The organism is Phenylobacterium sp. (genome assembly GCF_041691455.1).
Taxonomy (GTDB): domain Bacteria; phylum Pseudomonadota; class Alphaproteobacteria; order Caulobacterales; family Caulobacteraceae; genus Phenylobacterium.
Map to the genome: position 1 here is coordinate 57,476 of NZ_JBEPUO010000002.1, position 25,325 is coordinate 82,800.

Genomic DNA, 25,325 nt, shown 5'->3' on the forward strand with positions numbered 1-25,325 from the left:
CTAGCGTCAGGGCGCCTCGCCGGTCCACTCCCAGTGCCAGGGTTCGAAGGGGTAGGGGACGAAGCCAAAGCGGTCGGCGTTGGCGACCAGCCAGCGGTAGGCCGGCGTGCGGCTCATGAAGAGCCGGTTGGCGTCGGCGCTGGAATCGGGCCCGAAGCCCGGCGCCTGGCCCACATAGAGGTCCATGGCGAGACCGGTGCGGTGCGGCGAGCAGGTCGCGCGGACCACCCCGTTGCAATTGCCCTCCTTGGCGCAACGGGCGGCGTCGGACTCCGGGCTTCGGAAGCCGGAGAAGATCGTCAGGTTCCTGGGGTCGGCGGCGATCCGAGGATCCTCCGTCCGCGCGGCGGCCGCCATCCGGCGATAGGCGGCGAGCGCGCCGGGCCGAAGCTGGATCGCCTTGCCGGCATAGCCTTCGGCGACGGCGGCTGAAGCGAGCTGGCCGGCGGCCGGCGCGGCGGGGCAGACGCCCTGGGCGCTCAGCCGCACGAAGGGCCGCCGCATCTGGATGAGGCCTTTCAGGCGGGCGAAGGCCGCCTCGGTCATCACCCCGTCGGCAGGGAGACGCTGGGCGCCCGCCCAGGCCGCCAGGGCCGCGGCGAAGCCGGGTGTCTGCGGCGCGCAGCTCGTCCGGAGCTCGCGTGCGATCAAGGGCGCATAGGTCTCCCAGCCGGCCTCGGCCCGTCCGAACGGCCGCCAGGTCAGGGTCTCGAGCGCAGCGGTGTTGGCGCGGGCGGCCTCCGCCGGGCCCTGGCCGCAGGCGCCCGTGGTCTCGACAGGGGGCGCCACCGGCGGAGGCGGCGCGGCCGGCGGGGCGATCGGGACCGGGCGCGGGCGCGGCGGCGGCGCGGGGGCGCAACTGGTCACCCGCAGCACCACCAGGCCCAGGACAATCGCCGCGGCGGCCAGTCCGCCCAGGAACCGCAACGCTTCTGAAGGTTTGAACCTCACGCGCCGACAACGCACGGCGCTGATCCGAGGTCCATGATGACGTTTGCCAAGGCGGCCCTGTTCGCCGGCGCTCCCCTGCTGCTGCTCGCCGCCGCCTGCTCGGATCCCGGGTCCAAGTCCCAGACCACGACGACAACGACGGCGGCGGCCGCCCCGCCGGCCGCGACCGAGGTCGCCTCGGCCAAGCCGCTCCCCGGGATCGACGTTCATCCGGCCCCGCTCGACGACGTGCCGCTGATCGTCGAGTCGATCTCGCCGCTCGCGCTGGCTATCGACCAGGCTGACTGGAAGGCCCCGCCGGTGACCGCTCAGGCCAAGAAGAACGCCCTGTTGCGCGCCGAGGTGCTGCTGGCCCGGGCTCACTTCTCGCCCGGCGTCATCGACGGCCAGGACGGCGGCAACCTGCAGAACGCCATCGGGGCCTTCGAGGCCGCCCATGGCCTGCCGGTCGACGGCAAGATGGACGAGCAGGTCTGGGCCGCGCTCGCCAAGGACACCCGGCCGGCGCTCACCGACTATGTGATCACCGCGGAAGACGTGAAGGGCCCGTTCCTGGCGAAGATCCCGACCGACATGGTGGAACTCTCCAAGCTCGACGCCGTCGGCTTCACGAGCCCGGTCGAGGAACTGGCCGAGCGGTTCCACATGGATGAGGCGCTGCTGAAGAGCCTGAACCCGTCCGTCGATTTCAGCGTTGCGGGGAGCAAGATCGTGGTGGCGGGCCTGGGTCCCGACAAGCTGCCGGCGCCGGTCACCCGGGTCGAGGTCGACAAGACCAAGCGGCAGATCCGCGCCTACGGCGGCGACGTCCTGCTGGCGGTTTATCCGGCGACCGTGGGCTCGACGGAGCGCCCGGCGCCGGAGGGGGACTGGGCGGTGCGCACCGTCGCGACCAACCCAACCTACACCTACGATCCGTCCCGGCTCACCTTCGGCAAGGCCGAGCAGGGCAAGCTGACCATCAAGGCGGGGCCGAACAATCCGGTGGGCTCGACCTGGATCGATCTCACCAAGGACACCTACGGCATCCACGGCACGCCCGACCCGCGCCTGGTCGGCAAGACCGCCAGCCACGGCTGCGTGCGCCTCACCAACTGGGACGTGCGCCAGCTCAGCCAGGCGGTGAAGAAGGGCACGGTGGTGGCCTTCGTGGGTGTCGAGCAGGCCAAGGCGCCGAAGGCCGCCGCCGGCTGAGCCTCAGCACTTGTGGAAGATGGTGCAGCGGATTCCGGGATAGGCGCCGCCGGTCCCTGGCCCGTTCTTGTAGTCCTCGATGGCTTCCTTGCGGCGCGCCTCGGCGGCAAAGCCTGAGTGGCCTGGGTCCTTCTCGGCGAGCGTCCGGCTCGCCCGGTCATCCGGGCCTCCGACCGGACAAGGCGGTCCCGGCCGGTTCGAGTGCTCGGACATCGGTTTGCAGCCGCGCGGCCAGCCATGGAAGATGATCGTCCGGTCGCGGTCGGCGCCGAGTTGCGCGGCGTTCGGCTTGGCCCCGGCCAGCAATTCCTCATCGGTGAGCAGCCTTGGCGAGGGCGCCGAGGGAGCGGGCGGCAAGGGGAGCGGGCTCGGCGGCGGCTCGGCGATCCTCGCGGGCCGGGGCCGGACCGCCGTCCGCTCAGGCGCCGCCGGCGGCCGAGCCCTGGGCTTCGGCGGCGGGCGGATGAGAGCGACTTCCATGACCGGTGGTTCGACCAGCCGCAGCTGCGGCCGCGTGCTCAGCCAGGCGGCTAGCAGCGCGAGGTGCGCCGCGAGCGACAGGGCCAGAACCGCCAGATTGTGCCGTGTCCGCAAGCCTCAACCCGGGTTGAGGCCCCCCATGGCCACGCTTGGCCGGCACGGTGTTTGATTTGTGGCCTATTTGCCTGGTTGCTCTTCCTGATCGCCTGACCTGCGCCAGGTCAGGGGGGAAACGCTCTAGCTGCGCCACCTTAGTGTCACGGCTTCCACGGGATTGGCGAAGGCGCGGTCCTCGCGGCGGCTGGCGGTCCATTCGCGCTTGAGCTGCTGGTACCACTTGGCCTGGCGGTCGGCGTCGTCGATCCAGAGCAGGCCAGGGTCGTATTTCAGGCCCTGGTTCTGCAGGTTCACCATCTCGCCGTCCTGCCGCAGGAAGGCGCGCGCGCCGGCCGCGATGAACGGCTGCAGGAAGAAGAACGCCGGGTGGTCGGACCAGACGATCTGGGTGATCCGGGTGGTCTTCTCGTTCACCGGCGTCAGGCAGGTCAGCGACAGCACCTGGCGCTTGCCGACGGTCACATGCTCCCAGCGCAGGCCCGGGATGCGGAAGGTGATCTCGGTCAGCGGCTCGCCGCCCAGGATGCCGTAGGCGCGGGAGTTCTTCGAGGGCTCGTGACGCACCATGGCGAAGCCCTGGTCGCGCGGCTCGAAGCGCTTGGCCTTCTCGTGCTGGCTGCCCTTGGAGCGCCACCACCATTGCTGGTGGACGTAGGGCCCATGGGCCGGGTCCATCAGGCCGACGACCGCGTGGTCGATGTGTGCCGCGAAATCCATGCGGTCGACCAGCTTCGGCCCGCCGCCCACCACGCCCTCGAACACCGGCGGCGGCTCGGTGGGCTCGCCCGACATGCGGGCGTCGGAGCCCACCCAGACGAAGACCAGGCCCTGGCTCTCGGCGACCGGGTAGCGCCGCACGCGGATGCGGCTGACATCCATCGGCTGGTCGTCCACCAGCGAGGGGATCGCCGCGCAGGCGCCGTCCGCGCCGAACCGCCACCCGTGGTAGGGGCATTCGACGGTGGTCGCGCCCGAGGTCTCCTGATGAAAGCGCCCGGCCGAGAGCGGCGCGGCGCGGTGCGGGCAGATGTCGCGAAGGGCGAAGAGTTCGCCCTTGTTCGAGCGGCCGAGCAGCACCGGCTCGCCCAACAGCTCATGGCGGGCGAGCTTGCCGGGCTTGAGGTCGCCGGAGAGCGCGGCGAAGTACCAGATGTCGGTCAGGAAGCCCTGGCCGAACTTCGCCTCCGTCTTCGCCGTGCGGGTCGCGTCATCGGCCATGCATCAGCTTCTATTCGCGCTCGGCTTAATTGGGTAGCCGCAGGAACACCGCCGCATGGGCCGACAGGCCGATGGAGCCGCCCCGCAGCTCCGCATCGCCGGCCCGCACCTCCAGCAGGATCGCGCCGTCGAGTTCGGGCGCCTCGACGAACCGCGGCTCGGCGCTGAAGTTGAAGATGCAGGCGATCGCCTCCTCGCCCTCGCGGCGAACGAAGGCCAGGACCGGCTCGGCGACCTCCAGGAACTCCAGCCCGCCAACGGTCATGGCCGGGGAGGCCCTGCGGAAGGCGATCATGGCGCGCGCGAAGGCGAGATTGGACTCCGGGTCCGCCTCCTGCGCCTCGACCGTGAGATCGGCGTGCTCGGCGGCGGCCGGCAGCCAGGGCGCGCCAGTGGTGAAGCCCAGGGCCGGGCCGGGCGCCCAGGGCATTGGGGTGCGGCACCCGTCGCGCCCGCCGTCGTAGGGCCAATAGAGGTCGCCGACCGGATCGCGCAACTGCTCGCGGGCAAGCTTCGCCTGCGGCAGGCCGAGCTCCTCGCCCTGGTAGATCAGGGTCGTGCCCCTCAGGCTGACCAGCAGGGCGAACAGCAGTTTCGCGAGCTCCGGCGGAGGGTTCTCGCCGCCGAACCGGCTCACCGTGCGCGGCACGTCGTGGTTGGAGAAGGAGATGGTCGGCCAGTGCGCCGGATGGGCGCTGAGCGTCGCATAGTGGTCCTGGAGGAACCGGTGCGTCAGCTTGCGGGCGAGCAGCAGCACGAAGGTGTAGGCCGAGTGCAGGCCGTCCGCCGGCGAAAGGTAGGCGCCGCAGCGCTCTTCCTCTTCCGAAAACTCCCCGAAGACGAAGCGGTCGCCGCCGTTCAGGCCGTCGTGAGCCTCCACGCGGCGGCGGATGACCTCCAGGGTCTCGACGTTCTCGGGCAGGTTGGAGTCGAAGAGGTGCCGTTGCAGGTTGCCGGCGTGCGACCAGTTATAGCCGCGCCGCTCTCCCGGCGGGACGGCCGGGTTGTCGGTGAGGGCGGCGTCGTGGAGGAAGGTGCCGGCCACGTCCAGCCGGAAGCCGTCGACGCCCTTCGCCAGCCAATGGTCGAGGACCGAGAGCGCCGCCTCGCGCGCGCCGTCACTGCGCCAGTTGAGCTTCGGCTGCTGGCGCAGGAACTTGTGGTGGTAGTGCTGGCGCCGCGCCGGCTGGTAAGCCCAGGCCGGACCGCCGAACACCGACAGCCAGTTGTTGGGCGCGGTCCCGTCGTCCTGGGGGTCGGCCCAGACGTACCAGTCCGCCTTCGGCCCCTCGGCCCCGCCGGTCAGGCTTTCCACGAACCAGGGGTGGACGTCGGAGGTATGGCTCAGGACCTCGTCGAGGACGACCTTCAGGCCCTTGGCGTGGGCGGCATCCAGCAGGTGCTGGAAGTCCTCCGCCGTGCCGTAGTCGGCCTGCACGCCGTCGAAGTCGGCGACGTCATAGCCCCAGTCGCGGTTCGGCGAGGGGTGGATCGGCGACAGCCAGATCCCGTCCACCCCGAGGTTGCGGATATAGTCGAGCCTGGCCTCCACGCCGGGCAGGTCGCCATGGCCGTCGCCGTCGCTGTCGAAGAAGCTGCGGACGTAGACGTGGTAGAGGATCGCGCCCTGCCACCACGGCCTGTCCACGTAGCTAGACCTCAGATGTGTCGTTGATGATCCGCGCCACCAGGCCGTAGTCGATGGCTTCCTCGGCGCTCATCCAGAAGTTCCGCTGGGTGTCCTTGACGATCCGCTCGATGGTCTGGCCGGTCTCCTTGGCGATCATCCGGTTCACGCGGTCGCGCATCTTGATGATCTGCTCGGCCTCGATCTGCAGGTCGGAGGCCTGTCCGCGCATGCCGCCGGCCGGCTGGTGCAGCAGGAAGCGGGTGTTGGGCAGGCAGAGGCGGTTTTCCTTCTTGGCGCCCAGGAAGATGCTGGCGCCGGCGCTCGCCACCCAGCCGGTGCCGATCGCCTTCACCTCGACGCCGCAGAAGCGGATCATGTCGTGGACGGTGTCGCCGCTCTCCACGTGGCCGCCGGGCGAATTGATGATCACCCGGATCGGCTGGTCGCTTTCGGCGGTGAGCGCCGTGATCTGGGCGGTGACCCGCTCGGCCAGCCGCATGTCGATCTCGCCGAAGATCAGGACGGTGCGCGACTTGAACAGCGCATTCTGCACCGGCCCGGAGGTCATCGGCATGTCGGGCTGGCGGCCCTTGTCCTCGTCGTCGCCGTCCTCGTCGTCGAGGTAACCCCGGTAGATATCGCGCATAAAAGTCCTCGTGAATTTCTATGCACGGAACGTGCGTCGCCGAGGCTCTAACCGCAAGGGGCCCCGCGCGGAATCCGCCGCGATGGCGTCTTTTGCAGGTTCTTTGTCCCAGCGGTGCAATCACCCCTGTCCGATGTCTGTATCGCCTCTTCCAACAGCGTTCGCTGATCGTCAGTTTCCGCGGCTCCCCGAAACGTGAGAAGTAGCCATGAATAAGTACATCATCGAACGGAACCTCCCCGGCGTGCACAAAATGTCACCGGAGGAGTATAAGGGCGCGGCGACTGCGTCGAACGCAGCGCTGGTTCAGTTGGCGCCGCGGGTTCAGTGGGTGGAGTCCTACGTGACCCAGGACAAGACCTATTGCGTCTACATCGCCGAGGACGAAGGCGTGATCCATGAACATGCCAAGCTGAGCGGTTTTCCCGCGAACCGGATCATCGAAGTCGCTCGCAAGATCGATCCGATGACGGCGGAGGACTGATCGGATGGAGGGGCGGTCGATGCTCAACGTCACTATAGTGCTGCTGGAGGACGGGTTCTCGTCCACGGCGATCATGCCCCTGGAGATCTTTCACTCCGCGGGCCAGCTTTGGAACGATTTGCACGACCACCCCTCGCAACCGGCGTTCCGTGTGCGAACCGCGTCGCTTGGCGGCGGCACGGTTCGCAGCGCTCACGGCCTTGGCGTCACGCCGCATGTGTCGATCGACGCGGTGGACCGGTCGGACCTTGTCATCGTTTCCACTTCGAGCCTGGATCTCGACCTGTGCATGGTGGCCAACAGCAGCTTGCTGCCCTGGCTGCGCCGCCAGCACTCGCAGGGCGCGATGATCGTCGGCGTCTGCATGGGCGCCGCCTACCTGGCCGAGGCCGGGCTGCTCGACGGCCGCATCGCCACGACGCACTGGGCGCTCGCGGACAAATTCGCCGCCCGCTATCCGAAAGTGCGCTGGCGGCCGGACCTGTTCGTCACGGAAGACAGCCGTCTCCTGTGCAGCGGCGGCGTGTTCGCCTCCGCCGACGTCAGCCTCTACCTGGTGGAGAAGCTCTGCGGCCACGAGGTGGCGCTGCAGACCGCCAAGGCGCTCCTGCTGCCGATGCCACGGACCCATCAGTCCGGCTTCGCCATGCTGCCGGTGTCCAAGCCGCACGCCGATGAACGCATCCGCGCCACCGAGGCCTATCTGCAGGCGAATTTCCGCAAGGAAATCCCGATCCCGTTCCTGGCCGATCGCGCCGGGCTGGGGGTGAGGACCTTCGTGCGGCACTTCAAGGCGGCCACCGGCCGGCTGCCGGCCGACTACCTGCAGGCCGTGCGGATCGAGGCGGCGAAGGTGATGCTGGAGAGCGACAACCGGCCGATCCAGTCGATCAGCTCGGAGGTCGGCTACGACGACGTGGCCTTCTTCCGCAGCCTGTTCAAGCGGATCACCCGGATGACGCCGACCGAGTACCGGGCGAACTTCGCGCCGCTCAACGTCAGCGGCCCGGCGGCCCTCGAGGCCTACCGCATGCCGGCCGCCGCGCCGATGGCGATGGGGGAGCCGCGCAGCATCCAGCCGGTGGTGGCGATACGGAGCGCCTAGCTTCGATTGTCGTGGAGACGGCCGGGCGCTAGCGTCCGGCCCTTCCTCGCCATCGGAGACCCAATGGTTCGCACTGTTCTGGACCTGAGGCTGGCCACGCCACAGGACGCGCCCGCGGTCGCCGAGGTCCTGCAGGAAGCTGCGCGCTGGATCACCACCTGGCGGTCCCAGCTCTGGGACCCCGCGCTGGTTGGCGAGGCCTTCGTCGCGCCGATCATCGCGCGGGGTCAGATGCTGACCGCCAGGACGGCCGAAGGGATCGCCGGCGTGATGATCCTGCTGCCGGAGGATCCGCACTTCTGGCCCGATCGGCCGGCGGGCGAGGCGGTCTACCTCCACAAGCTCGCGGTTCGCCGCACCCATGCCGGAACCGGCGTCCCCGTGGCGCTCATGGACCATGCCGCGGGGCTGGCGCGGGCCCAGGGCCGGCGCCTGATGCGCCTCGATTGCGATCCGCCCCTGGCGTCCTTCTACAGGGGGTTGGGCTTTCGTGGGGTGGACGAGATCGACGTCCGCCATCCCGAGGCCGGGCTGATGCGCGTGGCCCGCATGGAGCGGCAGGTCCCCTAGCGCCCCACCCCGCCCCCGCTTGACCTGACGACGGCCCGCGACGCAAATGGCCGAAAATCAAACGGCCGTTTTAGAGGAGCGCCAGGATGAGCGACGTGATGGACAAGCCGGCGGCCCTGACCGGGACGCTGTTCGACCTGACCGGCAAGGTGGCGGTGATCACCGGCTCCTCGCGCGGCATCGGCAAGGCCATCGCCGAGCAGATGGCCGCCCACGGCGCCAAGGTGGTGATCTCCTCGCGCAAGGCGGGGCCCTGCGAAGAGGTGGCCGCGGCGATCAACGCCAGGAGCGCCGGCCACGCCATCGCCATCCCGGCCAACATCTCCTCGAAGGACGACCTTCAGAGGCTGATGGACGACACCCGCAAGGCGTTCGGCAAGATCGACATCCTGGTCTGCAACGCCGCCTCGAACCCGTTCTATGGCAGCCAGCTCGACATCTCCGACGACGCCTTCGGCAAGATTCTCTCCAACAATATCGTGGCCAACAACTGGATGATCGGCATGGTCGCGCCGGAGATGAAGGACCGGAAGGACGGGGCGATCATCATCGTCTCGTCGATCGGCGGCCTGCGCGGCTCGACGGTGATCGGCGCCTACTGCATCTCCAAGGCCGCCGACATGCAGCTCGCCCGCAATCTCGCCCAGGAGCTCGGGCCGCATAACATCCGGGTCAACTGCATCGCGCCCGGTCTGGTGAAGACCGACTTCGCCAAGGCGCTGTGGGACACCCCGGAAGGCGAGAAGCGCGCCAGCTCGGGCACCCCGCTGCGCCGCCTGGGCGAGCCCGACGACCTGGCGGGCGCGGCGGTCTATCTCGCCTCCCGCGCCGGCGCCTGGACCACCGGCCAGACCATCGTGGTGGACGGCGGATCGACCTGCTGAGGCGGAGCTAGCCTTCCAAGCGCCTATTCGGGTGGATTGGTCCCGGGCCGAGGGGCGAGCGAAGACTCTTCGTAGAACACCCCATAGTTGCCCGCGACCGCGCCGGCGGTCATCTCGACCACGGTATGTTTCAACAGATCCTGGGCGCCGATCTGTTTCTGATCGCGGGCCAGGAAGTGCCGTCCGTCGTCGGCGTCATAGTAGATGTAGGTCGCGATCGCCGGGTTCTCCGCGTAGGGCTTGCGGCCGAACTGGCGCTTGAGCGCCTCGACGACGCCGGCGGAGCCTAGTCCCCCGGCGACCACGCTGCATTTTCGGGTTCGCAGGAGGCCGGCCGACGTGCTCTGCGACTTCTCTTTAGCCTCAAGCATCAGTTGATCGGCGCCGACCAATTTCAGTCTCACCGACGGTGAGAGCTGCATGTTGAAGAGGTTGAGAATACCTTGGGCTTCCGGCTGCTCGTGCTGCCATCCCGTCGCGTCGGCGGCGGCCAGCACCTTGGCGGGATCGCCGTGATTGGTGGCGCAGAGGGCGCTGGCGGCCTCGAACACGGGGTTTCCCGGGCGGGCCGACGCGGCTGTCCCCAGGACGAGCACAAGCGCCGCCACGCCAACAGGCGATACGATGCCCCGTCGGCGAACGGGATGACGAGCGTTCACCTCTGCGCGTCCAGCCAGTCGGCCACCTACTCAGCCATCGCCTCGCCCGACCCGCCGAACTCGGCCGGGAAGTCTTTCAACTTGGGCAGGCCGTCCTTCATGGGCAGCACCGTCTCGGAATAGTTGATGTGCACGCCCGGCGCGAAGGCCAGCGTCGGGATGGTGGCGGCGAAGACGTCGACGAGGCCCAGCGGCGGGTGGTCGGTCATCAGGTGACCGCCGCACTTGGCGCAGTACTTCCGGAAGCTCAACGCGGTCTTGTTGAAGGTCGCCACATGGTCGGCGCCCTGGGTGATCTTGACGTTCTCCGGCTTCCAGAGGCTGAAGGCGTTCACCGGCCCGCCGGACCATGATCGGCAGGAGCTGCAGTGGCAGTAACCCATGCCCTCCGGTTCGCCGCTGACTTCGAGTTTGACCGCGCCGCAGAAGCACTTGCCCACGTGAGCCATGACCACCTCCCACACAATTGTTCCGCTTGTTGAACACCCGGCGAGATGTTCTGGGAAGAGCGGCTGTACGTGGCGGCGCTAGGCTTTGACCACCATCTCGAGCCCGCCGTCGAAGGGTAGGGTGAGGGAGCGCAGACCGTTTGCCGGGTCCTCCACGAAGTCGAAGAAATGTCGGTAGGCGTGGCGGAACTGGGCGGTGTTGTCGGCGATGACGACCGCGCCTGGGCGAAGGTGCGGGGCGATCAGTTCGAGCGCCGGCCTCGCCATCTCGGTCCAGATATCCATCAGCACGAAGTCGACCGGTCCCTCGATGACCTTCAGGGTTTCGCGCAGGTCGCCCTCGCGCAGATCGATGAGGTCTGAGAGCCCCGCCGCGGCGAAGGTCTCGCGCGCCTTGGCGGCCTTGGCGGGCTCGTATTCGGTGGCGATCACCGTGCCGCCGCCGTTCGCGCGCAAGGCGTCGGCCAGGTAGAGGGTCGAGACGCCATAGGAGGTGCCGACCTCGACCACCCGGCGGGCCTGCAGCGACCGGCAGAGCATGTGGCAGAACTCCGCCTTGATCGGCTCCAGGGCCACCATCTTGTCGGCCATGAAGCGGTTGGCGTCCGCGTCGAGGCCGTCCCAGGAGAGATCGCCCTTCTTGGCCCGCTCGCCGAAGTAGCGGTTGGTCTCCGCCTCCTGGGCCACGCTTAGCCCCTGCAGCGCGTCGATGCGCGACTGCAGCGCGGGGTCTGAGATCACTCCGCCCATTGCACGCTCTCGTACTGCATGGCCCCGGCGATGTTCCCCTCGGTGTCCTGGAAGAAGATCAGCTCGCCCACGCCCTCGATGCGGAACGGCGGCATCAGCACCTTGCCGCCGTGGGCCTCGATGGCCGCTGCCGTCGCCTTGATGTCATCGACGCCGAAGCTGATCTCCATGCCTGGCATCTTCACCCCGCCGATGTCGCGGCGGCCTTGCAGCGCGCCCATGTGTCCGTCGCCGGTCGAGCGCGTCTGATAGAAGCCGGGCGGCCCCCACGGCGTGAAGGTCCAGCCGAACACCTGCTCGTAGAAGCCCTTGGCGCGAGGTACGTCGTCGGCGTTGATCGCGAAGTGTCGCAGTATGGCGGGCATGGCGCGGTCTCCTTCGCGGCCAAACTAGGCCTATCGCCGGGCGGCGCGCTTGCGCTAGTCTGACGAATTATGTCGCAGGCGCGCCAGACTGTCCGGGATATCGACGGCTTCCCGGTGCGGGGCCTCGCGGTCACCTATCGCGACGGCCACCGGCTGGATCGGCACACCCATTCCTGGGCGCAGCTCGTCTATGCGGCCAGCGGGACGATGCGGGTGGCGACGCCCGCCGCCGCCTGGCTGACCCCGCCCACCCGGGCGATCTGGGTGCCGGGCGGCGTCGCCCACGAGATCGAGATGCGCGGGACGGTGGCCATGCGTACGCTCTACCTGGCCCCGGCGGGCGATCATCCGAACCTCGCCTCATGCCGGGCGATCGAGGTCGCGCCGCTGCTGCGCGAACTCATCCTGCATATCGTGCGCCTCGGGATGCTTGAGGCCGGCAATCGCGCCCACCAACGGCTCGAGGATCTGCTGGTCGACCTGCTGGCCGCCGCCGAGACCGCGCCGCTGGAGTTGCCCTTGCCCGTCGATCCGCGCGCCGCGGCCTTCGCCGACCGGCTGCTGGCCGAGCCCGGCGCGGACGCTTCGCTTGCCGAGATGGCGCGCGGCTCGGGGGCGAGCCTGCGGACCCTGCAACGGCTGTTCCTGGCCGAGACAGGCCTGTCGCTGGAGACCTGGCGCGGCCGGGCGCGGATGCAGCAGGCGGTGGTGAGCCTGAGCGGCGGCGCGCCGGTCACCGAGGCGGCGCTCGACGCCGGCTACCAGAGCGCCTCGGCCTTCATCGCGGCCTTCAAGCGAACCTTCGGGGTCACCCCGGCGCGGTACCGGACCCGGGCTGCCTAGGCCTGCCCCTTCACCGAGAGCTCGCGCGCCTTGGCCAGCCGCGCGATCCCGCTGTCGAGGGTTTCGTCGCGCTTGGAGAAGCACAGGCGCACGATGCTGGTCACCGGATCCTGCTCGTAGAGCGCGGAAACCGGTATGGCGGCGACGCCGGCCTCTTTCACCGCGCGCAGGCAGAAGTCGCGGTCGGGTTCGGCGATCCCGGAGGCGGCGAGGTCGAGGTTCAGGAAATAGGTCCCCTCCGAGGACAGCACCGCAAAGCCCTCGCGCTTCAGGCCCTCGGCGAGCCGGTCCCGCGAGCGCTGCAGGTCGCGCGGCATCCGCTGGAACCAGTCCTCGGCGTTCTCCAGGCCCCAGGCCACGGCGGTCTGCAGGTTGGGCGGGGTGGTGAACGTCAGGAACTGGTGGGTGCGCGCCAGGCTGTGGGTGAGGGCCGGCGCGGCGCAGAGGAAGCCCACCTTCCAGCCGGTCAGGCCGAACATCTTGCCGGCCGAGCCGATCTTCACGCAGCGCTCGCGCATGCCGGGATAGGCGATCAGCGGCCGGTGGCGAGCGTTTCCGAACACCACCTGCTCCCAGACCTCGTCGCAGATGGCGATGACGTCGTGGGCGACGCAGAGCTCGGCCAGCAGCGCCAGGTCCTCGTCCGGCAACACGGTTCCGGCCGGGTTGTTCGGATTGTTCAGCACCACGAAGCGGGTGCGCTCGGTGAACGCCGCCTCCAGCGTCGCCCGGTCGAACCGCCAGCGCGGCGGCTGCAAGCTGACCAGCTTCGGCACGCCGCCCGCCAGGCGGATCACCGGCAGGTAGGAGTCGTAAAGCGGCTGGAAGACCACGACCTCGTCGCCCGGCTCGATCAGCCCCAGGAAGGCGGCGGCGAGCGCCTCGGTGGCCCCGGAGGTGATGGTGACCTCGCTCGCTCCGTCGAGGTCGAGGCCCTGGGTGCGGGCGTAGTGCCCGGCCACCGCCTGGCGCAGCTCCGGCAGGCCGGCCATCGGCGGATACTGGTTGTAGCCATTGAGGACCGCGTCGGCGGCCTTGGCCCGGATCGCGTCGGGCCCCGGATCGTCCGGAAACCCCTGGCCGAGGTTCACCGCGCCAAGCGTCCTGGCCAATCCCGACATCTCTTCGAAGATCGTGGTCGGCAGGCTTGAGAAGATCGGGTTGGCCATTAGATCATCGGTCTGGGGAGGCTAAGCTTCGCCTACATGACCAGCCGGAGGCCGTCCGTCCATGGAGATCGTCGAGTTCGCGCCCGAGCACGCTGGGGCCTTCAAGGCGCTGAACGAGGCCTGGATCGCCAAATACTTCGCCATCGAGGCCAAGGACCGCGAGGTTCTCGACGACCCGCACGGCAAGATCGTCGCGAAGGGCGGGCGGATCTTCATGGCCTTCAACGACGCCGAACCGGTGGGCTGCGTGGCCCTGATCCGGATGGCCGACGGCGGCTACGAGGTGGCCAAGATGACGGTGGTCGAGAGCCTGCGCGGTTCGGGCCTCGGCCGCACCCTGATGCAGCGGTGCATCGACGCCGGCGCCGAAATGCGCGCGCCCCGGCTCTATCTGGAGACCAACTCCTCACTGGCGCCGGCGCTGGGCCTCTACCGGGCCATGGGGTTCACCGACGTCGGACCGCCGCCCCGCAACGACTACGCTCGCGGCGACACCTGGATGGAGCGGCGCTACTGAGAAAAGCTCTAGCTGTGGCTCGCGAGGACCACGCCGAGCAGCACCGCGGTCCAGTGCGCGGCCGCGGCCGCGACCACATGGCCGTGCCAGATGGCGCGGGCGAACTTCAGGCGCTTGTTCACATAGAAGATCACGCCCGTTGAATAGAGCACCCCGCCGGCCACCAGCAGCAGCAGGGCGACCCAGGTGACGTGGTCGATCATCGGCTTCAGCGCCACGACCACCAACCAGCCCAGCGCCAGATAGACCGCGACCCCCAGCCGGCGGTCGACCTTCGGCAGGAAGAGCTTGCTGAAGGCGCCGACGCCGGCCAGCGACCAGACCGCGATGGTCATGCCCCAGGCCCAGGCGCCGGTCAGGTTGTGGATGGTGAAGGGCGTGTAGGAGCCGGCGATCATCAGGAAGATGCCGGCATGGTCGAGGCGGCGCAGTGTCGGCCGGTGACGCGCCTTGGCGAAGTTATAGGCGGTCGAGAAGGCCAGCATGGCGATCACGCCCGCCGCATAGATCGAGACGCCCACCACCCGGTTGATCGATCCGGCCCGCACGGCAAGCGCCAGCAGCACGATCCCGCCCACCAGCGCCAGGGTCAGGCCCACGACGTGCACCACCAGGTCGGCGCATTTGGCGGCCGAGGTGGGATAGTGGCGGGGCGGCTTGGCTGGAAGCTCCAGGGTCATGACGATCTCGATCCGACGCGGGTCCGCCCGGCGTCCGGCCGGGAAATCTCGCTTGCGAACCTACCACGTGCTTGCGATCCAGGGCGTGCGGATTGAGCCGCTGAACAGGGAAAAACCCATGATCGGACGCATCGTATCCACGCTGGCCTTCATGGCGGTGCTGGCAGCCGGGTCGGTCCAGGCCAAGGAGCTGGCGTTCAAGGCCAACCTCAGCGGCGCGACGCCCTCGACAACCACCGGCTCCAAGGCCACGGGCGAGGCGAAGATCCGGGTGAACACCGACGCCCGGACGGTGGATGTGGCGCTGACTGTCGAGGGCCTGAAGATCGAGGACCTGTGGACCAACCTGCTGCATTCGCCGATGGGGGCGATCCACCTGCATGTCTACGGATCGCACGATCACGGCGGCGCCGCGGACTCAGCCCTGATGTTCCCACTGCCCTACGGGCCCAACTATGTCGCGACCGCCAAGGGCTTCAAGGTCGATATGAAGGCCGAGCCCTACGCGGAAGGCGCGAAGCTGGTGAACTCCAAAGCCTCGTTCGATGAGTTCGTGGCGGCGCTGTCCGGAGGCCGGATCGTCGTCAACATCCACACCAACACCAAGACCGACGGCGAGATCAGCGGCGACGTAGTTCCAGCCGCCTAGTCTTCCTTGACGCGCTTCTTGCGGAAGCTGGGGTTCAGCACCTTCTTGCGCAGGCGGATCGACTTGGGCGTCACCTCGACCAGCTCGTCTTCCTCGATATAGGCGATGGCCTGTTCGAGGGTCGGGCGGCGCGGCGGGATCAGGCGCACGGCTTCATCCTTGCCGGCGGAGCGGATGTTGGTGAGCTGCTTGGCCTTCATCGGATTGACGTCGAGGTCGTCGGCCCGGCTGTTCTCGCCGATGATCATGCCCTGGTAGGTCTTCTCGCCGCCGCCCACGAACATGGTCCCGCGGTCTTCCAGGTTCCAAAGGGCGAAGGCTGCGGTCTCGCCGTCGGAGTTGGAGACCAGCACGCCCTTGCGGCCGGCGTCGATGGGCCCCTTGTAGGCCTCGTAGTGGCTGAACACGCGGTTCAGCACGCCGGAACCGCGGGTGTCGGTGAGGAACTCGCCCTGATAGCCGATCAGCGAACGCGACGGGCTCATCAGCGACAGACGGGTCTTGCCTGCGCCTGAGGGGCCCATGTCCTTCAGCTCGGCCTTCCGGGCCGAAAGCTTCTCGATGACGATACCGGTGAACTCGTCGTCGACGTCGATCATGACGTCCTCGATGGGCTCGAGCCGCTCGCCGGTTTCGGGATCGGTCTGGAACACCACGCGCGGGCGGCTGATGGAGAGTTCGAACCCTTCGCGGCGCATGCTCTCGATCAACACGCCGAGCTGCAGTTCGCCGCGCCCGGCGACTTCATAGGCGTCCCGGTCCGGAGTCTCGGAAACCCGGATCGCGACGTTGGACTCGGCTTCCTTCAGCAGGCGCGCGGCGATCACCCGGCTCTGGACCTTGTCGCCTTCGCGGCCGGCCAGCGGGCTGTCGTTGACGCTGACGGTCATGGAGATGGTCGGCGGGTCGATCGGCTGGGCGGGCAGGGCCTCGGTCACGTCCATGGCGCAGAGGGTGTCGGCCACGGTGGCCTTCGAGAGCCCGGCGATGGCGACGATGTCGCCGGCCTCCGCGTCCTCGATCGGCTGGCGCTTCAGGCCGCGGAAGGCCAGCACCTTGGTGATCCGGCCGCGCTCGATTTCCTGGCCATCGATGCCCAGGGCGTGGATGGCGAGGCCCGGCGTCGCCTTGCCGCTCTCGATGCGGCCGGTGAGCAGCCGGCCCAGGAAGGGGTCGTTCTCGATCAGCACCGAGAGGATCTGGAAGGGGCCGTCCTTCCGGACGATGGCCTTGGGTTCCGGCACATGGCTGACGATCAGGTCGAACAGCGGGGCCAGGTTGTCGTTGGGCTTGGCCATGTCGAGCGTCGCCCAGCCCTGCTTGCCCGACGCGTAGATATGCGGGAAGTCGAGCTGCTCGTTGGTCGCGCCCATGGCGTCGAACAGGTCGAAGGCGTCGTTGAGGACGCGGTCTGGATCGGCGTGCGGGCGGTCGACCTTGTTCAGGCAGACGATGGGGCGCAGGCCCATCTTCAGCGCCTTGCCGAGCACGAACTTGGTCTGCGGCATGACGCCTTCCTCGGCATCGACCAGCAGGACGCAGCCGTCCACCATGCCGAGGATCCGCTCCACTTCGCCGCCGAAGTCGGCGTGGCCGGGGGTGTCGATGATGTTGATCCGGGTGTCGCCGGCCTCGCCGTGCCACAGCACGCTGGTGCACTTGGCCAGGATGGTGATCCCGCGCTCGCGCTCCTGGTCGTTGGAATCCATCGCGCGCTCGGCGTGCGCCTCGTTGGCGCGGAAGACGCCGGACTGGGCGAGCAGCTGGTCCACCAGCGTGGTCTTGCCGTGGTCGACGTGGGCGATGATGGCGATGTTGCGGAGCGACATGAGATTTTTGGGGAGGTGTCTCGGAGGCGAGGAAGGCGCGCTTGTAGGGGAGACGGGGCGCAACCGCCAGCTTGAACTCACCCGCTGCGACCCTGCCGCAGGGTGGATAAGGCCGAGCTGTTGTGCGGTGCAACCTAAATAGCGGTAATCACCGTTGGCGCAAGGCCCGGAAAATTCACGCCTTTTATCCTGCACCACCATGAAAATGCAGGTTTTTCGTCGCAAACGCTTGCGCTGTTGTGCACCGCACCGTACATTGGATTTGTGAGGCGTCCCTGACGCCTCTGCCCTTCCTGGGCGTTTCCTCCCTATGAACTGCCGCGCCTTCGGGCGCGGCTTTTTTTTGGGCCGAAGCCTGGCGCGAGCCCTGGCCCGCTAGGGGAGATGGGCCGGCGGCAGGCCTGCCAACCGCCGCTCGTGCATCCGCCGATAGGCGTCCTCCAGCCCGCGGACATAGGCCGGCGTATCGAACAGCACCGACGTGGTCCAGGCCGCCGCGAGCTTCGCCCGGATGGCCTGCAGGCGTTCGGGGGCGCGGGCCAGCGCCAGGGCGGCGGCCTTGTAGTCCGCGACAGTTTCCACGGCCATCTCCGGCAAGCCGACCGCGGTCAGCAGGCTGGCGGCGACCCGGCTTGCGAAGGTCTCGCCCTTGCGGGTCAGCAGCGGCAGGCCGGCCCAGAGCGCGTCGCTGGCGGTCGTGTGGGCGGTGTAGGGGAAGCTGCCGAGGAAGAGGTCCGCGTGGCCGAGCCGCTCCAGGTGCTCGGCCAGCGGCCGGAACGGGGCGAACACCAGGCGGCCGGGGTCGATCCCCGCCGCGGCGGCCGCCTGCCGCAGATTGCGCGTCGCTGTGGCGTCATCCCGGATCAGCCAGAGGACCGCGTCGGGCAGGGCGCGCAGCAGCTCGGCCCAGACCTCGAATACCGCCGGCGTGATCTTGTAGGAGCCGTTGAAGCTGGCGAACACGAAGGCGTCGGGCGGCAGGCCGTGGTCGGCGCGGGTGGTCGCCCGTTCGGCGATCGCCCGCTTGCGGTCGTTCGGCTGATAGCAGCCGGGAAGCCAGGCCACCTTCTCGGAATAAAGGTCGCGGTCCCCGGCCTCGATCAGCACCCGGTCGGCGATCAGATAGTCGATGAAGGGCGCGCCGGTGGTCATCGGATAGCCCAGGAAGCTGACCTGGAGCGGCGCCACGCCGGCCGCGAAGATCTCGGGCCGCGAGTTGGTCGTGAAGCCTTTGAGGTCGACGGCGATGTCGAGGCTGAGTTGCCGGGCCATGTCGCGGATGGTCCCGGCGCCCAGGGCGCGGACGTCGAAGAACCGTTCGCAGGCAGCCTGCAGCCGTGCGCGGATCGGGGTCTGCGACGACCGGCCGTAGGAAAAGGCGGTGATCTCGAAGGCCTCGCGATCGTGCAGCTCGAGCATCTCGGCCATCAGATAGGCCGTGGCGTGGTCGTGGAAGTCGGCCGAGAAGTAGCCGACCCTTATGCGCTCTCCCGGCGCCGCGCCGGCCGGCCGGGCGGAGACCGCGAACCTTTTTGCCGCGTAGGTTCTGGCGCAGGCGAGCTGCTGGCGCGCCGACAGCGGCGCGGCGGCGATGGAGAAGGGCGTCGCCGCCGGTTTGCCCGCCGAGATCCGCTCGGCGAGATCGGCGACCACGCCGTCGAAATCCCGCCAATCGCAGATCTTCATACGCGCGTGCAACCGTTGTCCCGCCGCATAGGGCTGGTCCGGATCGAGCGCGTAGGCGCGTTCGTAGGCGGCCGCGGCCTCGGTCCATCGCGTCAGCTGCGCAAAGGCGTTGCCCTGGCCCGCATGTCCCATGGCGAAGCCCGGGTCGATGGCCAAGATCCGCGTGTAGGTTTCAAGCGCCGCCCGCACGTCCCCGAGCTCGCGCAGCGACACGGCGATGTTGAAGAGGCTCGAAACGCTGTCGGGCTCGGCCCGCAAGGCCTGGCGGTAGCTTGCAAGCGCTTCCGCACGATTGCCCAGGCCGGCCTGGGCATTGCCACGCGCATTGTGCGCCGCCGGGTTGTCCGGCGCGGTGGCGAGCGCCTGCGTCGCGCTCTCCAGGGCCTGCGGCCAGCGCCGCAGGTCGTTCAGCAGGTTGGCGCGATTGATGAGCACCGCGGCCGAGTCCGGCTCGATGGCCAGGGCCGCTTCGTAGACGTCCAGGGCTTCGTCGGGACGCCTGCGAGCCCGAAGGACCGCGCCGAGGTTCGCCAGGGCCCCCATGTTGCTAGGGTCGAGCCGCACAGCCTCGCGCATGGCCGCCTCCGCCTCGACGAGCCGGCCGGCCGCGTAGTGGGTCGCCCCCGCTTGGAGGCAGCCCTCGGCCGTATGGGACAAATCCTCGGTCACCCTGGTGCTTCGCCCGTCTGCCTCAAGCGGACTTGAGGGCGCTCCAGTCGGCGGCGGCCAGCGCGCGGGTCAACCGCTCGAGGTCGGTCTTCAGCCGCTCGAAGCCCGCCGTGGGGGTCAAGGTCGGCTCGTCGAGGTAGAGGCCGCGGTTGATTTCGATCTGCAGGGCGTGGGTGCGGCGGGCGGGACGGCCGTAGTGCTCGGTGGTGTAGCCGCCGGCGTAAGGCGTGTTGCGCGCCACCCGGTAGCCCATGGCCTCGAGCTCGCGCTCGACGCGGGCGGTGAGCGCGCCGGCGCAGGCCGCGCCGAACCGGTCGCCAAGCACGATGTCGCAGGGCCGGTCGCGTCCACCCGCCTTGGCCGCCGCCGCCGGCATGGAATGCCAGTCGATGAGGATCGCGAAGCCGTGCGCCCGATGCGCCTCGGCGATCAGCCGCGCCAGCGCCGCGTGATAGGGCCGGTGCGCGCCCTCGATCCGGTCGCGCGCCTCGGCGTACATCAGCTTGCGCGCGTAGATCTCCTGGCCCTCGGAGACCACGCGGGCGATGGCGCCCAGGCCCGCCGCCACCCTGGCCGTCCGGGCCCGGGCGAATTCCGGCAGTTCGTCGGCGAACATGCCGGGGTCGAGCTCGAAGGCTTCCCGGTTGAGGTCGATATAGGCCCGAGCGTAGCGGGCGGTGATCGTGGTCGCGCCCAATCCCGGGGCCGCGGCGATCAGGTCGTCGACGAAGGCGTCCTCGGACCGGCGGATGGTCTGGGCATCCAGCGCCGCGGCCGACATCATGGCGTCGGGGTAATCGCGGCCGGAATGCGGAGAGGCGAACACCAGGGGCGTCGGCGGGGCTGCGCCGTCCGCGGCCGCTCGCCACAGGCCAAACGCCGCCCGCGCAGGCGCATCCTCGGTGGCGACAGGCTCCCAGGCATTCATCGCCCCCATAGAACGCCCAGCGTCGGCATGGGTCAAAGGGTTCATCGCGCCTTTACGCTTGTGGCCGTATTGTGGGGCTTCGCCTGTGCAACGCGTCGACCCGTCAGAAGAGCCCGAATGCCCCGAATCCTCCTGGCCGAAGACGATGACAGCCTCCGCGGCTTCCTGGCGCGTGCGCTGGAACGCGCCGGCTACGAAGTCGTCGCCTGCGCCGACGGCGACGAGGCGGCCGCGGTGCTCGACCAGGAATGGGACCTGCTGCTCACCGACATCGTCATGCCCGGCATGGACGGCATCGAGGTGGCCCGCCAGGCCGCCGCCCTGCATCCGGGCCTGCGGATCATGTTCATCACCGGCTTCGCCGCCGTGGCGCTCGCCGCCGGCGACCAGGCGCCCCCCGGGGCCAAGGTGCTTTCCAAGCCGATCCACCTGCGCGAGATCGTCTCCGAGGTGGAGCGGATGATCGCCGCCTGATCCACGCACGCCCGCGCTTGCACGGCGGAGGCGGCGTCGGTATATCCCCGCCTTCCCGAGACCACGGCTTGGACGCGTAGCTCAGCGGGAGAGCACCTCGTTGACATCGAGGGGGTCACAGGTTCGATCCCTGTCGCGTCCACCATCCCCGCCCCACTCGGCGCCCGCGCTTCCCGCGATTCGCCGCCGGATCGGTCCCACGGGGCCGTTTCGTCACGGCGATCCGTGGTCTGTGGGCGCCGTCGCCTACATATTTTTCCTCGCGACATTTCCGCCACATGGCTCCTGGCGCGGGCAGGTTCGAAATTACGGTATGCCCGCCACCGGTGACCTTGCGGAAGTTGACGACGCCGTCACCGCAACCGGGCGGAGAATCATCTCCGCCAGTCCATTCGAATGTTGCGGCGCCGTAACGGTGCGCGCCGTGCAATCGGTAGGCGCCCCCGCTTAGAAGCTCGAGTATGTCCGAGGGAAATATGGCGGGACCGTTACCCGGCTGTTGCCTGACATTTTCCGTATGTCCGCGTTATGTGTCGTTTCCGAAAAGGACTCGCCCTCCCGAAAATCTCGTCGGATGATCCCTCCGTTACCGGCGGACCAGCCTCGCACGAGACGAGGATGCCGCTACTCAGGGGGAGGAACCCACCATGTTGAAACGCAGATATTTCTGCGGCGGCTCGATCCTGGCCGTCGCCCTGGCATTTGGATTGACCCAAGGCGCCGCCGCTCAGGCCGCCAAGACCGCCACCACCGCCGCCGCGGCGCCCGCCGCCGGCCCCGAGGTCAGCGAAGTCGTCGTCACCGGCTCCTACATCGCCGGCACGCGAGAGGATTCCGCCCTGCCGGTCGATGTCATCGGCGTCGACGACCTCAAGAAACAGGGCGACCCGAGCCCGGTGCAGCTCGTCAAACAGATCACCGCCTCGACCTCGGGTCTTGGCGAGTCGAACCGCTACAACGGCGGCGCCGGCACGGCCTCGATCAACCTGCGCGGCTTCGGCTCGGCGCGCACGCTCACCCTGATGAACGGCCGCCGCCTGTCTGACAGCGCCCAGGCCGCGTTCCAGGGCGGCGGCGCCGACCTGAACTTCATTCCGCAGGCCGCGCTCGGCCGCATCGAAATCCTCAAGGACGGCGCCGCGGCCACCTACGGCTCGGAGGCGATCGGCGGGGTGGTGAACTTCATCACGCGCAAGGACCTCGACGGCTTCGAGTTCGTCGCCGACTACTCGGCCGTGAAGGACACCGACGGCGAGTACCGCGGCAGTGTCGCCTACGGGAAGAAGTTCGACGGCGGCAACCTTCTGCTGACGGCGGGCTACCGCCACCGCTCGCGCCTCGACGCCCAGGATCGCGATTGGGCGGTGCGGCCGTTCGAGAGCATCAACTACGGCGGCTGGTCAGGGAATTCCAACCCCGGCAACCTGGTCGTCAACAACGCCGGCGGGGCGCAACTCTTCCGGGACAACGGCTGCAACCAGCTCGGCGGCCAGCTGACGAACTCGATCGGAACCCTGGTGGTGCCGGTGAACCCGCTGAGCCCCGAATCCGCGACGTCCACCTGCCGGTTCCAGTTCACCAACTTCAACGACATCGTCAACGAAGAGGACCACTACCAGCTCTACGGCGAGCTCAACTACCAGCTCACCGACAACCTGCGGTTCCACGGGGAAGTGGCCTGGAACCGCAACAACACCCCGAACCAGCGGATTTCGCCGGCCAACGGCAACACCCAGTTCCCCACGCCGACCAGCCTGGGCGGCCTCTCGGGTTCGCAGGCGACTCCCGGCGCGCTGAACTTCTTCGTCCGCTACAACATCCCGTCGAACAGCCCGGGGCTCGTCGATCTCTACACCACCTGCGCCGCACCCCTGACCGCGGCGCAGTGCGCGACGATCCAGTCCGCGGCCAACGCTGCACGGACCAACGGGGCCCTGGGCGGAAGCGGGCTGAATACGGCCGGCGTCGACATCTCCCAGACGGCCTATCGTTTCATCGCCAACGCGGGCTATCCGGGCCGCGCGGACGGCGCGGACTACCAGCAGATCCGGGCGACCGCCTACCGCGTCTCGGGCGGCCTGGCCGGCGACATCGGGTGGGGTGGCATCCACTTCGACACCAACCTGACCTACATGAAGACCGAGGCCGTGGTGAACACCAACGACCTGCTCGTCGACAAGGTGCAGCTGGCGCTCGACGGCTACGGCAGCCGCAAGGGGGCCGCCGATCAGTGCACGATCGCGGAACGGACGCCGGCCAACGCCGGCAACGCCGCCGTGGGCTGCTTCTTCTTCAATCCGCTGAGCAACAGCGTCGCGGTGAGCGCGACCAACGGACAGGCCAACCCCTACTACCGGGGCGGCGCCAACCCGGCCGTGATCAACAATGTCGATGTGCTTCGGGACCTCTACGGCAACTACACGAACATCGCGACGTCGGAGATCTTCGCCGCCGAGGCCGTGTTCAGCGGGGAACTGCCGTTCAAGCTCGGCGGCGGGCCGGTGCAGTGGGCGGCCGGCACGCAGTACCGCTACAACCGAGACGTCAACCTCTACGGGGACCTGTTCAACAACAAAGCAACCCCCTGCGTGGACTCGATCGACGACGGCACGCCGGTCTGCGGCGCGCCCTCAGGTCCGCTGATCTTCTTCGGGTCCGGCGCCAACTCCGACGCCAGCCAGGACGTCGTCGCCCTGTTCACCGAGGTGCGGCTGCCGCTGCTGGAAAACCTCGAAGTCACCGGCGCCGTGCGATACGAGAAGTTCTCCAACGGGCTGGACACCACCAACCCGAAGATCTCCGTCAAGTGGCAGGCGCTGGATTGGCTGGCGTTCCGCGGCACCGCCGGCACGACCTTCCGGGCCCCCTCCGCGGGTCAGGTGGATCCGGGCTGCGCGGTCGGCGTGGCCAACATCGGCGGCACCTACCGCGCCGTGCAGACCTGCGGCAACCCGGCGCTACAGCCCGAGACGGCGGACGCCTACAGCGCCGGCTTCATCGTGGAGAAGGGCGGGTTCAACCTCACCCTCGACTACTACCTCTTCAAGTTCAAAGGCGAGCTGACCACGGAGGGCGCTTCGAACCTGTTCGCGGCCATGTTCCCGACCGTCAATCACTGCGGCGACCCGGCCTTTGCGGCGCTGCAGGCGCGCTTCACCTTCTCGAACGGCGGTTGCGCGCCCAACAACGTGTTGCGGATCGACACCTTCACGGTCAACGGGCCCCCGACGCAGACCTCGGGCTACGACCTCCGCGCCTCGTATGACTGGGACGGCTGGTTCAGCGCCTCCTACCAGGCGGGCGTCGAGGCGACCTACCTGAAGGAATATGCCCGCGGGGCCTTCACCCTGTTCGGTGCGTCCAGCGTGGTGTTCGCCGCGCCGTTCGACCGGGCCGGCACCCACGACCTGCAGTCGGCGTTCTTCTCCTATCCGAAGACCCGCGCCAACTTCTGGCTCAACGCGCATCGCAACAACATCAACATCCGCTACCAGCTCCGCTATGCGGAAGGCACCACCGCGGCGATCAATACGGCCAACGACGTCATCGTCGCCACGCCAGGAACGGCGCCCGGCTACGCCGCCGGCACGATCGGCAAGCTGGACGACTATTGGCAGCACGACATCACCGTCCAGGTCGAACTGCCCTGGGAGACGCAGCTGACCGTCAGTGTGCAGAACATCCTGGACACCGACCCGCCGCACGCGCCCAGCAACTACAACTACGACTACACGACCGGAAACCCGCTGGGCCGGGTCTTCGAGGTCGGTGTGAAGAAGCGCTTCTAGCCATCCCGCACCGGGCGGCCTTGCGCCGTCCGGTGCGATCCTTCCCCGGGCGTCGGCCTCGTGCCGGCGCCCTTCTTTTTCCAAGTCAGAGGGGGCGTCGGCCTCGTGCCGGCGCCCTTCTTTTTCCAAGTCAGAGGGGCGTCCGCCAAGCGCCGGCGCCCTTCTTTTCCTTCGAGGTTACGGCCTCGCGCGCTTGGGCAGGGCCGCGATCTCTTCGGGGGTCAGCTTGCGCACACTGCGCACCGGGCAGCGCTGCGGACCGATTGGCGAATGGGTCACCACCTCGGCGTCCATACCGGTGCAGATGTTGGAACCGCTGCGCGAGACCAGCGCGATGCGCTGGTTCCAGTCGATGTCGGGACAGGGCCCGAACATCTCGAACTGGTAGACGTCGCGGCTGTTCACCCGGATGTTGAGGGTGTGCTCGTCGGCCGCGGCGAAGCCGTTGGCGTTGCGGGTCCAGAAGCATTGGCTGGGTGTGTGGGCCTTGGCCGGGGCGTCGGCGGCGCTTGCGGCCGTCGCGCTCAGCGCCAGAAGGGCCGCGGCGCCGGCGGCCAGGGCGACATGGGTGTTCATCACTCGAGTCCTCGC

25 protein-coding genes and 1 tRNA gene are annotated in these 25,325 nt (G+C 68.7%); 11 read left to right on the forward strand and 15 right to left on the reverse strand.

Annotated features, from left to right (window positions below; translation table 11 throughout):
* Positions 1-6: 6 nt before the first annotated feature.
* Entirely contained in the window at positions 7-966 is a 960-nt protein-coding gene (locus ACESMY_RS03950) for a M15 family metallopeptidase (RefSeq protein ID WP_372782433.1), read from the reverse strand.
* Positions 967-984: 18 nt separating this feature from the next.
* Here ACESMY_RS03950 and ACESMY_RS03955 point away from each other — a divergent pair, with 18 nt between their 5' ends.
* Positions 985-2,145 carry a L,D-transpeptidase gene (locus ACESMY_RS03955; protein WP_372782434.1) on the forward strand — a complete coding sequence of 387 codons (1,161 nt, stop codon included), beginning with the start codon at positions 985-987 and terminating at the stop codon, positions 2,143-2,145.
* 3 nt (positions 2,146-2,148) lie between these two features.
* On the opposite strand, the gene ACESMY_RS03960 is transcribed toward ACESMY_RS03955, so the two are convergent.
* The 4 genes from ACESMY_RS03960 to ACESMY_RS03975 form a co-directional block, all read right to left on the reverse strand.
* A complete protein-coding gene (locus tag ACESMY_RS03960) occupies positions 2,149-2,739 on the reverse strand; it encodes a hypothetical protein (RefSeq protein ID WP_372782436.1) in 591 nt (196 codons plus the stop codon).
* A 123-nt stretch (positions 2,740-2,862) separates the two neighbouring features.
* Positions 2,863-3,960, reverse strand: coding sequence for a Rieske 2Fe-2S domain-containing protein (locus ACESMY_RS03965; RefSeq protein ID WP_372782438.1), 1,098 nt, complete (start codon positions 3,958-3,960; stop codon positions 2,863-2,865).
* 25 nt (positions 3,961-3,985) lie between these two features.
* Entirely contained in the window at positions 3,986-5,608 is a 1,623-nt protein-coding gene (locus tag ACESMY_RS03970) for an alpha-glucosidase family protein (RefSeq protein WP_372782439.1), read from the reverse strand.
* 4 nt (positions 5,609-5,612) lie between these two features.
* Positions 5,613-6,236, reverse strand: a complete 624-nt coding sequence (locus ACESMY_RS03975) for an ATP-dependent Clp protease proteolytic subunit (RefSeq protein WP_372782441.1) — start codon at positions 6,234-6,236, stop codon at positions 5,613-5,615.
* Between the two features lie 208 nt (positions 6,237-6,444).
* Here ACESMY_RS03975 and ACESMY_RS03980 point away from each other — a divergent pair, with 208 nt between their 5' ends.
* The 4 genes from ACESMY_RS03980 to ACESMY_RS03995 all read left to right on the forward strand — a co-directional run bounded on the left by ACESMY_RS03980 (position 6,445) and on the right by ACESMY_RS03995 (position 9,279).
* Positions 6,445-6,720, forward strand: coding sequence for a DUF4242 domain-containing protein (locus tag ACESMY_RS03980; protein ID WP_372782443.1), 276 nt, complete (start codon positions 6,445-6,447; stop codon positions 6,718-6,720).
* Positions 6,721-6,739: 19 nt separating this feature from the next.
* Entirely contained in the window at positions 6,740-7,825 is a 1,086-nt protein-coding gene (locus ACESMY_RS03985; RefSeq protein ID WP_372782445.1) for a GlxA family transcriptional regulator, read from the forward strand.
* Between the two features lie 63 nt (positions 7,826-7,888).
* On the forward strand, positions 7,889-8,395 hold the full coding sequence (locus ACESMY_RS03990) for a GNAT family N-acetyltransferase (RefSeq protein ID WP_372782447.1): 507 nt from the start codon (positions 7,889-7,891) through the stop codon (positions 8,393-8,395).
* 98 nt (positions 8,396-8,493) lie between these two features.
* Positions 8,494-9,279 carry an SDR family oxidoreductase gene (locus tag ACESMY_RS03995; RefSeq protein WP_372783382.1) on the forward strand — a complete coding sequence of 262 codons (786 nt, stop codon included), beginning with the start codon at positions 8,494-8,496 and terminating at the stop codon, positions 9,277-9,279.
* 23 nt (positions 9,280-9,302) lie between these two features.
* Here ACESMY_RS03995 and ACESMY_RS04000 read toward each other — a convergent pair whose 3' ends face one another.
* From ACESMY_RS04000 to ACESMY_RS04015, 4 genes are all read right to left on the reverse strand, one after another.
* Positions 9,303-9,830: a hypothetical protein gene (locus tag ACESMY_RS04000; protein ID WP_372782449.1), complete on the reverse strand. Its 528-nt coding sequence runs from the start codon at positions 9,828-9,830 to the stop codon at positions 9,303-9,305.
* A 134-nt stretch (positions 9,831-9,964) separates the two neighbouring features.
* Positions 9,965-10,387 carry a GFA family protein gene (locus tag ACESMY_RS04005; RefSeq protein WP_372782451.1) on the reverse strand — a complete coding sequence of 141 codons (423 nt, stop codon included), beginning with the start codon at positions 10,385-10,387 and terminating at the stop codon, positions 9,965-9,967.
* Between the two features lie 78 nt (positions 10,388-10,465).
* Positions 10,466-11,137, reverse strand: coding sequence for an O-methyltransferase (locus ACESMY_RS04010; protein ID WP_372782453.1), 672 nt, complete (start codon positions 11,135-11,137; stop codon positions 10,466-10,468).
* Positions 11,125-11,502, reverse strand: a complete 378-nt coding sequence (locus tag ACESMY_RS04015; RefSeq protein WP_372782455.1) for a VOC family protein — start codon at positions 11,500-11,502, stop codon at positions 11,125-11,127. The genes ACESMY_RS04010 and ACESMY_RS04015 overlap by 13 nt, the downstream gene beginning before the upstream one ends.
* Before the next feature lie 69 nt (positions 11,503-11,571).
* Here ACESMY_RS04015 and ACESMY_RS04020 point away from each other — a divergent pair, with 69 nt between their 5' ends.
* Positions 11,572-12,345, forward strand: a complete 774-nt coding sequence (locus tag ACESMY_RS04020; RefSeq protein ID WP_372782457.1) for a helix-turn-helix transcriptional regulator — start codon at positions 11,572-11,574, stop codon at positions 12,343-12,345.
* On the opposite strand, the gene ACESMY_RS04025 is transcribed toward ACESMY_RS04020, so the two are convergent.
* Positions 12,342-13,514, reverse strand: a complete 1,173-nt coding sequence (locus ACESMY_RS04025; RefSeq protein ID WP_372782459.1) for an aminotransferase — start codon at positions 13,512-13,514, stop codon at positions 12,342-12,344. The two genes, ACESMY_RS04020 and ACESMY_RS04025, sit on opposite strands and share 4 nt — an antisense overlap.
* Positions 13,515-13,575: 61 nt before the next feature.
* Here ACESMY_RS04025 and ACESMY_RS04030 point away from each other — a divergent pair, with 61 nt between their 5' ends.
* On the forward strand, positions 13,576-14,031 hold the full coding sequence (locus ACESMY_RS04030; RefSeq protein ID WP_372782461.1) for a GNAT family N-acetyltransferase: 456 nt from the start codon (positions 13,576-13,578) through the stop codon (positions 14,029-14,031).
* Positions 14,032-14,039: 8 nt separating this feature from the next.
* On the opposite strand, the gene ACESMY_RS04035 is transcribed toward ACESMY_RS04030, so the two are convergent.
* Entirely contained in the window at positions 14,040-14,711 is a 672-nt protein-coding gene (locus ACESMY_RS04035) for a hemolysin III family protein (protein ID WP_372782463.1), read from the reverse strand.
* Positions 14,712-14,829: 118 nt separating this feature from the next.
* Here ACESMY_RS04035 and ACESMY_RS04040 point away from each other — a divergent pair, with 118 nt between their 5' ends.
* On the forward strand, positions 14,830-15,360 hold the full coding sequence (locus ACESMY_RS04040) for a CHRD domain-containing protein (RefSeq protein WP_372782465.1): 531 nt from the start codon (positions 14,830-14,832) through the stop codon (positions 15,358-15,360).
* Here the strand turns inward: ACESMY_RS04040 and typA are convergent.
* The 3 genes from typA to ACESMY_RS04055 form a co-directional block, all read right to left on the reverse strand.
* Positions 15,357-17,189, reverse strand: a complete 1,833-nt coding sequence (gene typA, locus ACESMY_RS04045) for a translational GTPase TypA (RefSeq protein ID WP_372782467.1) — start codon at positions 17,187-17,189, stop codon at positions 15,357-15,359. The genes ACESMY_RS04040 and typA overlap by 4 nt on opposite strands.
* Before the next feature lie 375 nt (positions 17,190-17,564).
* Entirely contained in the window at positions 17,565-19,544 is a 1,980-nt protein-coding gene (locus ACESMY_RS04050; protein ID WP_372782469.1) for a tetratricopeptide repeat protein, read from the reverse strand.
* Between the two features lie 22 nt (positions 19,545-19,566).
* Positions 19,567-20,472, reverse strand: a complete 906-nt coding sequence (locus ACESMY_RS04055; protein ID WP_372783384.1) for an N-formylglutamate amidohydrolase — start codon at positions 20,470-20,472, stop codon at positions 19,567-19,569.
* Between the two features lie 117 nt (positions 20,473-20,589).
* On the opposite strand from ACESMY_RS04055, the gene cpdR reads away from it, so the two are divergent.
* The 3 genes from cpdR (at position 20,590) to ACESMY_RS04070 (ending at position 24,734) form a co-directional block, all read left to right on the forward strand.
* On the forward strand, positions 20,590-20,946 hold the full coding sequence (cpdR, locus tag ACESMY_RS04060) for a cell cycle two-component system response regulator CpdR (RefSeq protein ID WP_372782471.1): 357 nt from the start codon (positions 20,590-20,592) through the stop codon (positions 20,944-20,946).
* 70 nt (positions 20,947-21,016) lie between these two features.
* A tRNA-Val gene (locus tag ACESMY_RS04065) sits at positions 21,017-21,091 on the forward strand.
* A gap of 502 nt (positions 21,092-21,593) precedes the next feature.
* On the forward strand, positions 21,594-24,734 hold the full coding sequence (locus tag ACESMY_RS04070; protein ID WP_372782473.1) for a TonB-dependent receptor domain-containing protein: 3,141 nt from the start codon (positions 21,594-21,596) through the stop codon (positions 24,732-24,734).
* A gap of 177 nt (positions 24,735-24,911) precedes the next feature.
* Here the strand turns inward: ACESMY_RS04070 and ACESMY_RS04075 are convergent, their stop codons facing one another.
* Positions 24,912-25,310, reverse strand: a complete 399-nt coding sequence (locus ACESMY_RS04075) for a DUF6491 family protein (protein ID WP_372782475.1) — start codon at positions 25,308-25,310, stop codon at positions 24,912-24,914.
* Positions 25,311-25,325: the final 15 nt, after the last annotated feature.